At 63.1% G+C, this 13,526-nt stretch carries 15 protein-coding genes; 6 read left to right on the forward strand and 9 right to left on the reverse strand.

The features are described 5' to 3' along the window. The first annotated feature begins 32 nt into the window (after positions 1–32). Complete coding sequence (locus IVB05_RS23990; protein WP_247778377.1) at positions 33–530, forward strand: peptide deformylase; 498 nt, start codon at positions 33–35, stop codon at positions 528–530. A 486-nt stretch (positions 531–1,016) separates the two neighbouring features. On the opposite strand, the gene IVB05_RS23995 is transcribed toward IVB05_RS23990, so the two are convergent. From IVB05_RS23995 to IVB05_RS24010, 4 genes are all read right to left on the reverse strand, one after another. Next, positions 1,017–1,745 (reverse strand): class I SAM-dependent methyltransferase, encoded by a 729-nt coding sequence (locus IVB05_RS23995; RefSeq protein WP_247778378.1) that lies wholly within the window; start codon positions 1,743–1,745, stop codon positions 1,017–1,019. 83 nt (positions 1,746–1,828) lie between these two features. Continuing rightward, positions 1,829–2,545, reverse strand: a complete 717-nt coding sequence (locus IVB05_RS24000; RefSeq protein WP_247778379.1) for a DUF4253 domain-containing protein — start codon at positions 2,543–2,545, stop codon at positions 1,829–1,831. Between the two features lie 94 nt (positions 2,546–2,639). Beyond that, positions 2,640–3,152, reverse strand: coding sequence for an amidase family protein (locus IVB05_RS24005; protein ID WP_247778380.1), 513 nt, complete (start codon positions 3,150–3,152; stop codon positions 2,640–2,642). After that, entirely contained in the window at positions 3,094–4,059 is a 966-nt protein-coding gene (locus IVB05_RS24010) for an amidase family protein (RefSeq protein WP_276578704.1), read from the reverse strand. Before IVB05_RS24010 ends, IVB05_RS24005 begins: the two co-directional genes overlap by 59 nt. Before the next feature lie 901 nt (positions 4,060–4,960). Between IVB05_RS24010 and IVB05_RS24015 the strand changes: the two genes are divergently transcribed. Further along, positions 4,961–5,434, forward strand: coding sequence for a VOC family protein (locus IVB05_RS24015; protein WP_247778381.1), 474 nt, complete (start codon positions 4,961–4,963; stop codon positions 5,432–5,434). Positions 5,435–5,588: 154 nt separating this feature from the next. On the opposite strand, the gene IVB05_RS24020 is transcribed toward IVB05_RS24015, so the two are convergent. Together IVB05_RS24020 and IVB05_RS24025 are read right to left on the reverse strand one after the other, a co-directional pair. Beyond that, entirely contained in the window at positions 5,589–6,851 is a 1,263-nt protein-coding gene (locus IVB05_RS24020; protein ID WP_247778382.1) for a serine hydrolase, read from the reverse strand. A 330-nt stretch (positions 6,852–7,181) separates the two neighbouring features. Next, entirely contained in the window at positions 7,182–7,667 is a 486-nt protein-coding gene (locus IVB05_RS24025) for an AAA family ATPase (RefSeq protein WP_247778383.1), read from the reverse strand. Between the two features lie 154 nt (positions 7,668–7,821). On the opposite strand from IVB05_RS24025, the gene IVB05_RS24030 reads away from it, so the two are divergent. After that, entirely contained in the window at positions 7,822–7,959 is a 138-nt protein-coding gene (locus IVB05_RS24030; RefSeq protein ID WP_247778384.1) for a hypothetical protein, read from the forward strand. 211 nt (positions 7,960–8,170) lie between these two features. Here IVB05_RS24030 and guaA read toward each other — a convergent pair whose 3' ends face one another. Further along, positions 8,171–9,766, reverse strand: coding sequence for a glutamine-hydrolyzing GMP synthase (guaA, locus tag IVB05_RS24035; RefSeq protein ID WP_247778385.1), 1,596 nt, complete (start codon positions 9,764–9,766; stop codon positions 8,171–8,173). Positions 9,767–9,945: 179 nt separating this feature from the next. On the opposite strand from guaA, the gene IVB05_RS24040 reads away from it, so the two are divergent. Further along, positions 9,946–10,320 (forward strand): nuclear transport factor 2 family protein, encoded by a 375-nt coding sequence (locus tag IVB05_RS24040; RefSeq protein WP_247778386.1) that lies wholly within the window; start codon positions 9,946–9,948, stop codon positions 10,318–10,320. Between the two features lie 119 nt (positions 10,321–10,439). Continuing rightward, positions 10,440–10,772 (forward strand): DHCW motif cupin fold protein, encoded by a 333-nt coding sequence (locus IVB05_RS24045; protein WP_247778387.1) that lies wholly within the window; start codon positions 10,440–10,442, stop codon positions 10,770–10,772. 120 nt (positions 10,773–10,892) lie between these two features. Here IVB05_RS24045 and IVB05_RS24050 read toward each other — a convergent pair whose 3' ends face one another. Both IVB05_RS24050 and IVB05_RS24055 read right to left on the reverse strand, forming a co-directional pair. Next, positions 10,893–12,191 carry an RsmB/NOP family class I SAM-dependent RNA methyltransferase gene (locus tag IVB05_RS24050; protein ID WP_247778388.1) on the reverse strand — a complete coding sequence of 433 codons (1,299 nt, stop codon included), beginning with the start codon at positions 12,189–12,191 and terminating at the stop codon, positions 10,893–10,895. 10 nt (positions 12,192–12,201) lie between these two features. After that, positions 12,202–12,624, reverse strand: a complete 423-nt coding sequence (locus tag IVB05_RS24055; protein ID WP_247778389.1) for an MAPEG family protein — start codon at positions 12,622–12,624, stop codon at positions 12,202–12,204. A gap of 195 nt (positions 12,625–12,819) precedes the next feature. Between IVB05_RS24055 and IVB05_RS24060 the strand changes: the two genes are divergently transcribed. Next, the gene (locus tag IVB05_RS24060; RefSeq protein ID WP_346771774.1) at positions 12,820–13,512 is read left to right on the forward strand and encodes an acriflavin resistance protein; all 693 of its coding nucleotides are present in this window, start codon (positions 12,820–12,822) and stop codon (positions 13,510–13,512) included. Positions 13,513–13,526: the final 14 nt, after the last annotated feature.

Raw genomic sequence — 13,526 nt, forward strand, 5'->3', positions numbered from 1 at the left:
TCGTGGGGTGCAACGGCAAAGCGTAACATATCATGACCATCCGCCCCATCATCCGTTACCCCGACCCTCGGCTGGCGCTCCCGGCGCAGCCCGTGGCCGTGTTTGACGGCGCGCTGCGCGAACTGGCGAGCGACCTCCTGGAGACCATGCACGCTGCGCCGGGGATCGGGATTACCGCTCCGCATATCGGCATCTCCCAGCGGGTCGTGGTGCTCGATCTCGACGCAACCGAGGGCGCGCGGACCTACGTCAATCCGGAGATCATCTGGGCATCATCAGAGATGATCCTGCATCAGGAAGGCAGCGTCTCGATGCCCGGGGTTAACGACGAGGTAAGCCGTCATGCGCGGGTCCGGATCGGCTATCAGGACGTCCACGGCAACCTGCAGACCGAGGAATCGGAGGGGCTGCGCGCGGTCTGCCACCAGCATGAGATCGATCAGCTCAACGGCCTGTTCTGGATCAAGCGGCTGTCCCGCCTCAGGCGCGAGCGGCTGATCAAGCGTTTTGAGAAGATGTCGCGCAGTTGAGATGAATGCGTCCCTCCGTTAAGATTACGTCTTAACTAATAATTAATTATGCCTTTGCGGGCACGAAAGCCACGGCTTAGCGTTTTGGGAATGCTGCTCAGTAACCTACCAATGGGTGAGTGCCATGACCTATAGAACGACGATTATCGCGTCCCTCGGTGTAGTCGCGCTTGTCCTTGCCGCGAGCGAGGCAATTGCCGATCCGGGCGTAGCACGCGGTGCGGGCGCGGGGGTTGCTCCGTCGCGTCCGGCTTTCCCGTCATTCCCCCGACCCGGGCATCATCACCATCACCGCGGCGGCGGTTTCTTCCCTGCGGGCGGCGGCGTCTTCTATGGTCTACCGAATGAGGTTCGCGAACCGGTAGCAGTGGCTCCGCCGCTAAAGCAATCAGACGATCTCCGTTACACGTGCGTGTATGATATTCCCTGGGATTACGTGCATCGTTGTCCGCAGTTTCGGTAGTAGTTTTCGGAACATGGTGTGCCCTACGAGCCGGGCCCGACCTTGCGGCCCGAAACGCCCGTTGCACAGCCGAAGAAGTATTTTGAGAACTCCACCTCAAGCCCGTGGCTGCGCAACGTAGCCGCGATCTCCGCGGCGCTGCCGAAATTGGTGCTGTAGGTGCCGATCATCGCAAAATCCTGTGCGCCGCGGAGCAGGATGCGCTCGACCAGCGGCAGAACCACCTTGAGATGAAGCAGGTACAGCGGCCGCAGCCACCACCCTTTCGGATCTGAAGCCTCGATCATGGAGAAGACGCCACCGGGCTTCAGCACGCGCGCGATCAGGGCGGCCAGGCGCGCATGCTGTTCGGGATTGAATGTCTTCAACCCGAAGGTGGAGATGACGAAGTCCGCGCTCTCCGACGGCAGATCGCTTGCCAGTACGTCGTCCTCGATGAATTCGATCCGGTGGGCACGGTGGGCATGAAGCCGCTCCATGGCGCGGCGATGCATGCCCGAGGAGATATCGACGGCGGTGATTGATCCAATATCGTCAAAGCGCTTCAACAGATGCGGCCAGACCTCGCCGGTCCCCGCCATCAGATCGTAGCCGCGCGCGCCGCCGGCTCCGAGCGCCGGCATCGCCGCCACGCATTGCTGGCGCCAGCGCTCGGTGAAACCGAACGAGCAGATCAGGCTGAAGGTGATGTAGCGATCCGAGCAGCGATCGAAGACGGCCTTTACGAACTGCGGATCATAGATATCGCTCATTCCGCTTGTGCCCCTCCCCCCAACTCAGTCGTCCCCAGTGGCTCTGACGTCACGTCATACGTGCCGGTCATGTCTTTTATCGATCAATCCCACCAGAAGAACCACCAGTTATGCGCCATCAATTCGGCAGCGAGTGCCCGGTAGGAGCCAACGCCCTGATCGATGATGTCATTGCAATAGGCATATTGCACACGCGCGAGGTCGAGAGCCTCTTCGCGCGTGACGGGCTTTCGCAAGACTCGCAAATTCATCGTATCGCCGTCGATACCGACGAGCTCGGCACCATATTGCGCACGCCAGGCGCGCAGCGCAGCAACATGATAGGCCGGCGAAGGACAATCGTTCCAATCGCCCCAATGAAGATAAGCCGGGATAGCCGCTGGATCATCTGTAGGTATCAGCGCGATCTGCACACGCGATCGAAGTCCAGTCGCATAATCATATAAGACCGACAGCCCCGTCGACTCCCCGGTTTCTGTGGGCCATTCGCCCAAAGGCGGCTCATATTCTTCATCTGCGGCGCCCGTCGGCAGATTCATCTCGCTGAGGCTCGCCATGGCCGCCGCGAGTTCGTCGCGACGAAATCTCAAAAAATCATCGGGAAATTTGATCGTGGCGGCGACTGCAAGAATATCTTGCACTGTTGGAAGCTGCGCACGTTGCGCCGGGGTGGGAAGATAATTTTCTATCCCGCTGCCGAGCACGACCGGTGTGCCGCGGCCGGCGTTCTTGAGTTTCTCCCACGTGGCCAACGCGTCTTCGCCGCTCGTCTCCACGACCTCATAAGGAAAGTTTACCATTGCCACCGCATTCCATTAGCTAACCCTTCGATAGCAGGCATCCTGGCCTGCAACCAGCCCTATCCCCGCTCAATCGTCCCCGGCGGCTTGCTCGTCACGTCATGTCGCGGGCATGCCCGCCTGCGCCAAGGCTCGGCCTCGCACCGCTGGCGCAGGCCTGCTCGACGCAGCGGCTGGCCCGGAGGATGTTCTGCTCGCTGAACATCGGCCCCACGATTTGCAACCCGATCGGCAGACCCTCGACAAATCCGCAGGGCACCGAGGCCGCAGGTTGGCGGGTGAGGTTGAACGGCCATGTCAACGGCGTCCAATCGAACCATTGCGGGAAGTGCGTGGCGTCGGGCGTGTCGACGCCGGCTGCGAAAGCGGTGATGGGAACGGTCGGCGTCAGCAGGAAATCATAGTCCTGATGAAACAACTGCATCTTCTGGCTCAGCGCACGCATCTCGGCATAGGCGGCCTGCAATTCGCTCGCGGAAATATTTTGGGCTGATATGACCAGCCGCAGCAGGCCCGGATCGAGCGCCGCCAATTGCGCGCCGTCGAAATCACGCACCAATGCGGCATGCGATGCGCCCCAGATCACTTCCAGCGTATTGCTGCGCACCGGAAAGATCGAGAGAGACACGCTGCACGTCAGCACCGGCCTTCACCAGCGCGTCGATGGCGGGCTGCATGCCAGCCACGACGGCTGGATCGGCGACCGGGAAGCCGAGATCGGGCGACCATGCGATCCGCATGCCCGCCACGCCACTGTCGAGGCCATCGAGATAGTCGATGCCGCGATAGGGAATGGCAAAGGAATCGCGCGCGTCCGGCCGCGTGAGCACGTTCAACATCAACGCGCTGTCAGCGACGTCACGCGACAGGCCGCCATAGACCGCGAGCGTGCCCATTGGTCCCGGAAAATTCGGCACCACGCCGTAGCTCGGCTTCAATCCAAACACGCCGCTGAACGCCGCCGGAATCCGGATCGAGCCGCCGCCATCGCCGCCCGTGGCCAAGGGTACAACGCCTGCTGCCACCAATGCGGCGGAGCCGCCGCTGGAGCCGCCGGGCGTGCGGGATGTATCCCAGGGATTACGCGTGATGCCGGTCAGCGGGCCGTGGGTGATGCCTTTCCACCCGAATTCGGGCGTAGATGTCTTGCAGAAGAACACCGCGCCGGCCTCACGCAGGCGGGCGACACCGGGCGTATCCTCCGCGCTCGGCGCCGCTGCCGTCGCGTGCGAGCCGATGCGCGTCGGCCAGCCGGCGACATGCGCCGTGTCCTTGATCGCGACAGGCACGCCGTCGAGCGGCCCGAGCGGTGCGCTGCGGCGCCAACGTTCCGCCGACTCCGCGGCCAGGCGCCGGCCCTGCGGTTCATCCAGCAGGCAGGTGGCGTTGAGAACCGGATTGACCGTATGCAGTTGCGCCAGGGTAGCTTCCAGCACATCAACCGGCGACAAGTCGCCTTTGGCGAAGCGCCGCACCATCTCGCGGGCGGAAAGCCAGTTCAAATCGTCAGACATGCCGCCCGATCCGAAAATGTGGTGAAGCCTTCGAACATTCCGCCGAACATGCCACGACAGGCAGTGGGCCGCAGCCTCTCGACCAGAATGGCAGACCTGCAACCGTGCCCGAGGTCGAACGCTGCAAGTTGCGTGCGATCGTTCATGCAAGGCAAGGCCTCGATCCAAGATTTTAACGGCGTGGGACATGGGTCCGCTTTCTCGCGGCGCAATTGCGCCCGAGGTTTGTCTCTTCGTTTGCCCTCTTCGAAATCAGAGGGCGCAGGGAAGACCGGGTGCTTGCTGCACCCGCGGTCTCGCGTGCAATTTGCGCAAACAAAGCTGCACACGAGCATACAGGGCAGCGGGAACACTCCGGCCTTCCCTGCGCAATGGCTTTACGGCTTACTTCGTGCTCTTCCCGGAGAACGGCTCTTTTGCCTCCGTCGCCGGCGGGATACCGCGCTCGATCCGATAGGATCGATGCGCAACCGCCAACTTAACGCCAGCACCGCGGCGCCCGAACCACACGACTTCGCCGTACGCTTCCGGCGCGTACGTCTATCGCGCCCTCAGCGTCCACCGCATCTCACCGCACGTTCGTGACGATCGCGAAGCGCCCCTCATCTGCCGTGAGACGGGCGGAGTTATGCGACTGATTTGGGTGAGAACGAAAGCAGAATATTTTTGATCCCCGGGCTTGACACGATTTCGGAAAATCAGAAGTGATTTGCCTGTGATGCCGTAATCGAAGCCGGCATGACCGTGCCCGCCGGCCAAACAACCCCTGCCGGCAGCGGACCCTGCTTCACGCTGGCAAAAAAAGAGTTCAGCGATGTCGGAACGCGACTTGTTCGATCGTCCTCTGCTGGTATCGGCGCGGGCAAGCCTCGCGCCTGCGGAAAATGTAAGGAGAACAACGGTGAACAAGAACACGATCTGCCTGTGGTACAACCATGACGCCGAAGAGGCCGCGCGGTTTTACGCCAAAACCTTTCCCGACAGCAGCGTCGACGGGGTTCATAAAGCACCGTCCGACTTTCCGGGCGGCAAGGCCGGCGACGTCCTGACGGTGCAGTTCACCGTGTGCGGCGTGCCCTGCATCGGCCTCAACGGCGGCGACATCTTCAAGCAGAGCGAGGCGTTCTCGTTCCAGATCGCCACCGACGACCAGGCGGAGACCGACCGTTACTGGAACGCGATCGTCGGCAATGGCGGCACGGAGAGCGCATGCGGCTGGTGCAAGGACAAATGGGGCCTGTCGTGGCAGATCACCCCGCGCGTCCTGACCGACGCGATGGCCAAGGGCGGCGAAGTGGCAAAGCGCGCGTTCGAGGCGATGCTGACGATGCAGAAGATCGACGTTGCGAAGATCGAGGCGGCGGTGCGCGGCTAGAGCGAAGCGGCGTCAGAGTTCGTAGCCCGCATGAGCGCATGCGATATGCGGGAATAGCAGTCCCGGGTATCGCGGAGCCTGTCATCGGGCGCGCATTCGCGCGACCCGTTGGCTCACCCGGGCTACGGGCCTGATCCGGAGCGGGCATACGGCTTCAGCCTCCCGCCATGAGGTCCTTTGCCAGCGCCATGTAGGCCGGCAGCGTCACGGGGTCGTTGGCGGCGTTTCCGGCCGCCGGGTGCGAGGCATAGCGGGCGATCACCATCTCAGCCTTCGGATCGATATAGATGCCCTGTCCGTGAACGCCGCGCGCCATGAAGGCGCCGTGCGCATTGTGCGTGATCCACCATTGATTGCGATAGGAGGCGCCGGGCAATGTGCTGTAGCCGGCCGGCTTGAATTTTGCGGGATCGCCGCCGCGCGCGATGTCTTCCACCACGGCCGACGGCACGATCTGGCGGCCGTTGAAGCGGCCGTGGTTGCGGATCGTCTCGCCGAAGCGGGCGAGATCGCGCAAGCTGGTCGAAAGGCCGCCGCCGCCGCTTTCCGTGCCGATGCGGTCGACGTGATAATGCGCGTCCTCCTCCGCGCCCATCGGAATCCAGATGCGCATCGAGAGCAGATCGGACAGCGTCATGCCGCTCGCCCGCCGGCAGATCCAGGCCAGCACGTCGGAATTGACGGTCTTGTAGGCGAAGGCCTTGCCGTGCTCACCCTGCTTCTTCTGCGCGCACAGGAAATCGAAAATATTGGTCGCGCCCGCATAGCCCGGCTCGATCGGCGCCATGCCGTTCGCGCGTCGTAGCCCGAACACGCCGGAATTCTTGTCGGTATAGACCTCGGTGTATTCGAGGCCCGTGGTCATATCCATCGTCTCGTGCACGCGTGCGTCGCCGAACGCGCTGGTCTTCAGCTCCGGCACATAGTCCGTGATCGGCGCCTGCGGATCGATCTTGCCCTCCGCCACCAGAATGCCGGCCAGCGTGCCGGTGAACGATTTTGTCACCGACATCGCGATATGCGGCTTGTGCGGCTTCAGCGCGCCGAAATAGCGCTCGTAGATCAGCTTGCCCCGGTGCAGCACGGCAATGCCATCGGCATAGGTCTCCTCGAGCATGCGCTCAAACGTCATCGGCCGCCCGTCCATGGTGACCGAAGCGGACGCGCCGATATCATGCTCCTCGCGCGGCAACACCGACGCCGGCCCCGCCCCGCGCCAGACATTCACCGTCGGCACCAGCTGGCGGATATTGCTCCACGCCCAGCGCAATTCGGGGAAGCTGCGGAACGATCCGTCCTGGAAGGTGATGGTCTTATCGCGCGGCGGAGGAAAGCCCTGCATCCAGCCGAGCCTTTGTGGATCGGTCTCGGCGGCGGTTGGAGTGACGGTCTGGCTGGGTGCAGTCGCGACGGACATGAAGGCTGGCTCCGGAGGGGCGATGCAGAGTCGTAACACGGCGGCCTAGGGTGTGCAGCCGGCGTTTGAGCGGGATGATCTGCGTGGCGAGCAGATTTGTAGGCCGCATGAGCGCAGCGATATGCGGAAGGAGAAGTCCGGGTATTGGCGCGCCCACCCGGGGCTACGCTTCCAGTATAGATAAGACCGGCTAAGCCCGGCAGCTTGGCAATTTAGTGCACCGTCACCGTAATTCACCGAGCGCGCGATCCGGCCGTTAGCCGTCGGGCCTGGACCCGCGGGAATCATGAGCCCGCCCAGAGCGGGATCATCTAATGATGTATTACCCGGCTAGATGCTTCCGATGAGGCGTCGCACCGCAACCGCGCCTTCTTCCGGGGTACACAGCGAGGTGTCTACCTCCAGGTCGTAAGCGCGACGGTATGCCGGATGATCGACCTGTTCACGGGCCATCCCAGGCGCGCGGTTGTCGCGCGACCGTTCTCGTTCCTCAAGAACGTCAAGCGGAGCCCAGACGCGGACGACGTAAGTGGGCCGTCCGCGAAGCACGTTCAAACATGCATCTATTTGGACCTCATCCCGCAAGACGAAGTCCAGGACAATGTCGAAGTGCGTTTGCACGACACGTGCAAGTGTCGAGCGCAGGTTTTCGCAGTGGATGCTGTAGGCCTGAGCGCGTTCCGCGTCGCTCCGCATATCGCGGCGATTCGACATTGTGACGAATGCATCCAGGGAGATGTGGAATGCTGGCACTGGTGCGGTCGCCTGCAGCGCCTTGGCGATGCTCGACTTGCCCGCGCTTGTAGTACCGTGCAAGACAATCGCCGTCGGAGCCATAGCGTCTAATATGTTTGTTATCATCGATCATCCGCGAGCAGATCATGGTGGCGCTGGAGACGGCGCTGCAGGTGGCATTGCCCGGTATTTAAGTCGAACACAACCGCGATCGGCCGGCAGAGGCCGATCGCAAGTGCTGATCCTGCTGGACAGCAGCCAGACGCCGGACAACTCGATGGCCGCCGGCGTCATCCAGCGGCCACGCCTGGAAGGCATCACGGCAGGAGTCGCCAACCAGAACATCGGCGCTGCGGACGTTGCGCAGAAGTGAGGTTGGACACAGTCTGCGCGCCGCCTTGTCGGTGTGACCACGCTTCGGCGGCACGTCGAACATGAAGAAGGTCGTGATGTTGGTCATGCGCCGCGCAACTTCGTGGAGCTGAGCAATCAGCGGTCGTTCGGTAACGCTCAAGGTCTATCGAAGACCATCATTCGGTTGGATGCGCGATACTGTCCTAACGCATCCTCCACTATCCTGCGCCCTACTCCCACTCAATCGTCCCCGGCGGCTTTGACGTCACATCGTACACCACCCTATTCACGCCCTTCACCTCGTTGATGATCCGCGTCGCGGTTTCGCCGAGGAATTTCATGTCGAAGGGATAGAAGTCGGCGGTCATGCCGTCGGTCGAGGTCACCGCGCGCAGGCCGACGACGTATTCGTAGGTGCGGCCGTCGCCCATCACGCCCACCGTCTTCACCGGCAGCAGCACGGCGAAGGCTTGCCAGATGGTGTCGTAGAGGCCGGCTTTGCGGATCTGGTCGATATAGACGGCGTCGGCCTGGCGCAGGATGTCGAGCTTCTCTTTCGTGATGTCGCCGGGGCAGCGGATGGCGAGGCCGGGGCCCGGGAACGGGTGGCGGCCGACGAAGATTTCGGGCAGGCCGAGCTCGCGGCCCAGCACGCGGACCTCGTCCTTGAACAGTTCGCGCAGGGGCTCGACCAGCTTCATGTTCATGCGCTCGGGGAGACCGCCGACATTGTGGTGCGACTTGATGGTCACCGAGGGGCCGCCGGTGAAGGAGACGCTCTCGATCACATCGGGATAGAGCGTGCCTTGGGCGAGGAAATCCGCGCCGCCGATCTTTTTCGCTTCCGCGTCGAACACGTCGATGAACAGGCGGCCGATGGTCTTGCGCTTGATTTCGGGGTCGGTGACCCCGGCGAGTTCGCCGAGGAATTGCTTTGATGCATCAACATGCACCAGCGGAATGTTGTAGTGATGCCGGAACAGGTCGACGACGGTCTTTGCTTCATCGAGCCGCAGCATGCCGTGATCGACGAACACGCAGGTGAGCTGGTGGCCGATCGCTTCATGAATCAGCACCGCTGCGACGGCGGAATCGACGCCGCCGGAGAGGCCGCAGATCACCCTGCCCTTGCCGACTTGCGCGCGGATCTTTTCGATCGCTTCCTCGCGGAAGGCGCGCATGGTCCAGTCGCCGGTGAGACCAGCGACCTTGCGGACGAAATTGCGGATCAGCTTGGCGCCGTCGGGCGTGTGCACCACTTCGGGGTGGAACATCAGGCCGTAATATTTGCGCTTCTCGTCCTGGATCACGGCGAACGGCGCGTTGGCTGAGACGCCAGCCACGGTGAAGCCCGGCGGCATTTTGGTGATGCGGTCGCCATGGCTCATCCACACCGGATGCTTTTCGCCCAAGACCCAGGTGGACTCGAACAGGTTGCTCGCCGCCTTGACCTCGACGTCAGCGCGGCCGAATTCGCGGTGGTGGCCGCCCTCGACCTCGCCGCCGAGCTGGGCGGCCATGGTCATCTGGCCGTAGCAGATGCCGAGCACGGGAACGCCGGAATCGAAGATCTTTTGCGGCGCGCGGGGCGAGCCTTTTTCATGCACCGATTCCGGGCCGCCGGAAAGGATCACCGCTTTCGGCTTCATCTCGTCGAAGGCGGCCTCGGCCTTCTGGAACGGCACGATTTCGGAATAGACGCCCTCCTCGCGCACCCGGCGCGCGATCAGTTGCGTCACCTGACTGCCGAAGTCGACAATCAGAATCTTGTCATGCGCCGAGGCCACTGTGGTGGTCTGCTCGCGGGCTTTCTGTGGGGCTGTCATGGCAAGCAGATACGCGACGGGGGGCGACCTCGCAACCGCGAGAAGGCCGTGGCCCACATTCTTCTGCGGGGATGGACAAATTCATATAGGTAAGTATTATTGACCTAGTTTGCTCCGACGGTGCCCAAGAGCCGATCGGGCGATTTGCACAGCGCAAATCGGGAGAAGCGGAGGAAACCATGCAAAGCCAGCACTACGCGGCGGCCGACCTCGCCGCGCTCGGGCGGGAGTGGATCGCCGCCTGGAACTCGCACGACCTCGAACGCATCCTCGCGCTCTATGCCGAGGATGCCGAGATGACCTCCGACCGCATTCAGGCGCTCGGGCTCGAGGCCAGCGGCACGCTGCGCGGGAAGGACAAGCTTCGAATGTACTGGGGCAAGGCGTTCGAGCTTTTGCCCAATTTGCATTTCGACCTGATCGACACTTATGTGAGCCCCGACAGCGTGGTCGTGTTTTACCAGAACGAGCGCGGCGCGCAGATCTGCGAGTATCTTCGACTCGATGCGAGGGGAAAGATAAGGCAGGGTTCGGCCAATCATCTCGCGCATTAGCACCGGCATCGTAGGGTGGGCAAAGCGAAGCGTGCCCACCATTTCGCGATGACTCTGTCGATAGATGGTGGGCACGCTTCGCTTTGCCCACCCTACACAGCTCACCAAGGACCTCCCGCATGAAGATTCCGACACTGCCCTTCACCGTCACCGACTGGAGCCAGGTCGCCGCGACGAAACATTCCGGCGAAACCGGCGAAGCGCTGTGGCGCACGCTCGATATCGGCGATCTGCGCGTGCGGATGGTCGAGTATTCGCCGGGCTATTTCGCCGATCACTGGTGCGACCGCGGGCATGTACTCTACGTGCTCGAAGGCGAGCTCGACACCGAATTGCGTGACGGGCGCACGTTCAAGCTCAAGCCGGGTATGAGCTATCAGGTGTCGGATTTCGGCGACGCCGCGCATCGCTCATCGACGGAGACGGGAGCGAAGCTGTTCATTGTGGATTGATGCTCTAACCGCGCGCCTTCCGCAGGAATCGTAGGGTGGGCAAAGCGAAGCGTGCCCACCATTCAAGACAACGGTCGCGGATAGATGGTGGGCACGCTTCGCTTTGCCCACCCTACGCGATCATGCCTTCTTCAGCACCGAAACGAAAAACCCGTCGGTGCCGGTACGACGAGGGGTCATCAACCAGCCTTCGGCCGACTTCAGCGCTGCTTTCTCAAAATCTTCCGCCTTGTCCCAGAGCACGCTCGCCGTCTCGTTCAATGGCTGAATCGAAAATTCCGGATGGCGCGAAACGAAACTGCGCACCTGGTCGCCGTTTTCGCTTCGTAGCACCGAGCAGGTAACGTAAGCGATCCGGCCGCCGGGCTTGACCAGCGCGGCTGCCCGATCAAGCACTTCCGCCTGGTCCTTCAACCGGACTTCCAGCGCGCCGGGGCGCATCCGCCATTTGGCGTCGGGATTGCGGCGCCAGGTGCCGGTGCCGGTGCAGGGCGCGTCGATCAGCACCAGATCGGCGGAGGCCTTGATGTCGGCCAATGGATCAGTGTCCCCTTTCGGCGCGCGCACATCGGCGTTGTGAACGCCGGCGCGGGAGAGCCGCTCGTAGATCGGCGCGAGCTGGCGCTTGTCGCGGTCGGTCGCGATCAGCCGGCCCTTGCCACCCATCATCGCCGCCAGCGCCAGCGTCTTGCCGCCGGCGCCGGCGCAGAGATCGATCACCTGCTCGCCGGGCTTTGCGGCCGAGAACAGCGCCGCGAGCTGCGAGCCCTCGTCCTGCACTTCGATGCCGCCCTTGATGAAATCCTCCTCGGCATGAATGCCGGGATTGCGCGCATCGGCGCCGAGTTCGATGCGCAGGCCGATCGGCGACCACGGCGTCGGCGTGGCGCCGAGATGCGATAGCCGCGGCAGAACCTTTTCTCGATTGGCCTTCAGCGTGTTGACGCGGAGATCCAGCGGCGCGCGGCTCGCCATTGCGGTCGCCTCCGCCACGCGTTCGTCGCCGAACACGGCTGCCAGCGGCGCATCCAGCCATTCCGGATAGTCGCCCGCGATGTGCGGCGGCGCACCATCGAGGGTGCGCGAGGTCAGCGCCGCGCGCTCGGCCCCGCTCAGCGGCGCCGGCGCAAATCGTTCGCCGTGGCACAGATTGGAGATAGCATCGGCATCCATGCCGCGCTCGAGCCGAAGCATGCCGAGCACCCGCGCGCGCGGCGTATCCGCCTCCATCAGCCAGGCGCTCGACGCCCGCCGCCGCAGCACGTCCCAGATCAGGCCGGAAATCGCCGCGCGGTCGCCCGAGCCGGCGTAGCGATGCGCGGTGCCCCACTCCTTCAACGCCTTCGCCGCGGGAACGCGCTGCGCGTCGATGGTCTCGATCAGTTCGATGGCGGCAGACAGCCGGGCAGCAGGAGTCATTCAAAGCTTTCTAGATCAGAAGCAGCAGCTTCAGTGCGAAGTAGATCCACATCGCGAACAACACCAGCACGCCGGCAAACCAGGCCAGGCTGCGCTGCTGGATGTTGTTCGACGTGACGAAAATGCCGGCATGGGCGAAGCGCGTCACCACGAACACCCAGGACATCAGCACGATGAAGAGATCAGCCCGGCGCAGCGGCAGCGCCAGCGCGATCAGCATGTAGAACAGGAGGGGTACTTCGAACTGATTGCTGAAGCAATTGCCGATCTGGGCCACGCGGGCCGGATATTTCGGCTGTCCCGCCGCAATGTCCTTCAGGCTGGTTTCCCGGGCTTTCACCGCGCGTGTGCGGGCCGTCACCATCCACAGCATCAGGAAGAAAGTGAGCCCGACCAGAACAAAGACCGGCAGCAAAACCATTTGAACCGACATGAGAATCTCCCCCGAAACCTGCGCCAGACCTCTAGCAATAACGAGAGGCCTCTCACCTGACAAATCCACTTGCCGACGATCGCTTGAACCGCCGCCCGAGCCTTTTGAACCACGGACGAAGCCTCGGCGACCAACTATCGAGAATTCCGATGGTTCTGGTCTCGAACCGGCCCCAAAGTAACCCGCGAGCAGGCGATGAACATCACCTCCCCGATCCTGACCGGCGCCGGCCGCGCCGCCGAACTGCCCGGCGATTCCGTGACCTCCTTTCTCCGGGGGCTCGGGTTCAGCGACAGCCCCGATGGCGGCCTCGGCATCGTCATGTCGGCATTGGCCGGCATCGCCGCGGCGCTGGCGGTCGCGATCGTGCTCTCCGTCTACTTCCGCAGCAGCTATCGCAGCCGCCACGATCTGTTCAGGCACGGGCTGGCCGCCTCCGCGGTGCTGGTCCTGGTCGCGTTCGCGATCTCGGACATGCGGCAGGCGGCGCTGGCCTATCTCGGCCTCAATCCGGCGAAGCCCGCGGTGGAATTTGAAATCCGCCTGCCGAAGGCGGTCTTGACCACCGCCGCCGACACCCAGGTCGAATTGCTGACCGACCGGAACCAGAAACTGGCAAAGGTTCAGGAGGCGCTGGACTCCGCCCCCGACGGCCGCAGCATCTTGCGGGGAACCGTGACGCTTGATTACCGCACCACCGAGCGCGTGATGGTGCTGAACCTGCCCGGCCGGGCCCAAAGCACGTTCCGGCTGCGGCTGCCGGCGTCTCCCTCGCATTCCCCCCAGTTCGGCCCGTGGCATCTGGCCGACGGCATCGTCCCCGTCAATGGCGGCACGGTGACGTCAGAGCTTCATGACGACTTTGCGATCCGCTACCGCGTGCTCTGACGCACGCGCGCGGG

It is taken from the genome of Bradyrhizobium sp. 170 (genome assembly GCF_023101085.1).
Taxonomy (GTDB): Bacteria; Pseudomonadota; Alphaproteobacteria; order Rhizobiales; family Xanthobacteraceae; genus Bradyrhizobium.

What these genes read in the sequence shown, in the direction of transcription:
- IVB05_RS23990 (WP_247778377.1), top strand. Translation starts at nt 33, where the DNA reads ATGACCATCCGCCCCATCATCCGTTACCCCGACCCTCGGCTGGCGCTC.
- IVB05_RS23995 (WP_247778378.1), bottom strand. Translation starts at nt 1,745, where the DNA reads ATGAGCGATATCTATGATCCGCAGTTCGTAAAGGCCGTCTTCGATCGC.
- IVB05_RS24000 (WP_247778379.1), bottom strand. Translation starts at nt 2,545, where the DNA reads ATGGTAAACTTTCCTTATGAGGTCGTGGAGACGAGCGGCGAAGACGCG.
- IVB05_RS24010 (WP_276578704.1), bottom strand. Translation starts at nt 4,059, where the DNA reads ATGTCTGACGATTTGAACTGGCTTTCCGCCCGCGAGATGGTGCGGCGC.
- IVB05_RS24020 (WP_247778382.1), bottom strand. Translation starts at nt 6,851, where the DNA reads ATGTCCGTCGCGACTGCACCCAGCCAGACCGTCACTCCAACCGCCGCC.
- guaA (WP_247778385.1), bottom strand. Translation starts at nt 9,766, where the DNA reads ATGACAGCCCCACAGAAAGCCCGCGAGCAGACCACCACAGTGGCCTCG.
- IVB05_RS24040 (WP_247778386.1), top strand. Translation starts at nt 9,946, where the DNA reads ATGCAAAGCCAGCACTACGCGGCGGCCGACCTCGCCGCGCTCGGGCGG.
- IVB05_RS24045 (WP_247778387.1), top strand. Translation starts at nt 10,440, where the DNA reads ATGAAGATTCCGACACTGCCCTTCACCGTCACCGACTGGAGCCAGGTC.
- IVB05_RS24050 (WP_247778388.1), bottom strand. Translation starts at nt 12,191, where the DNA reads ATGACTCCTGCTGCCCGGCTGTCTGCCGCCATCGAACTGATCGAGACC.
- IVB05_RS24055 (WP_247778389.1), bottom strand. Translation starts at nt 12,624, where the DNA reads ATGTCGGTTCAAATGGTTTTGCTGCCGGTCTTTGTTCTGGTCGGGCTC.
- IVB05_RS24060 (WP_346771774.1), top strand. Translation starts at nt 12,820, where the DNA reads ATGAACATCACCTCCCCGATCCTGACCGGCGCCGGCCGCGCCGCCGAA.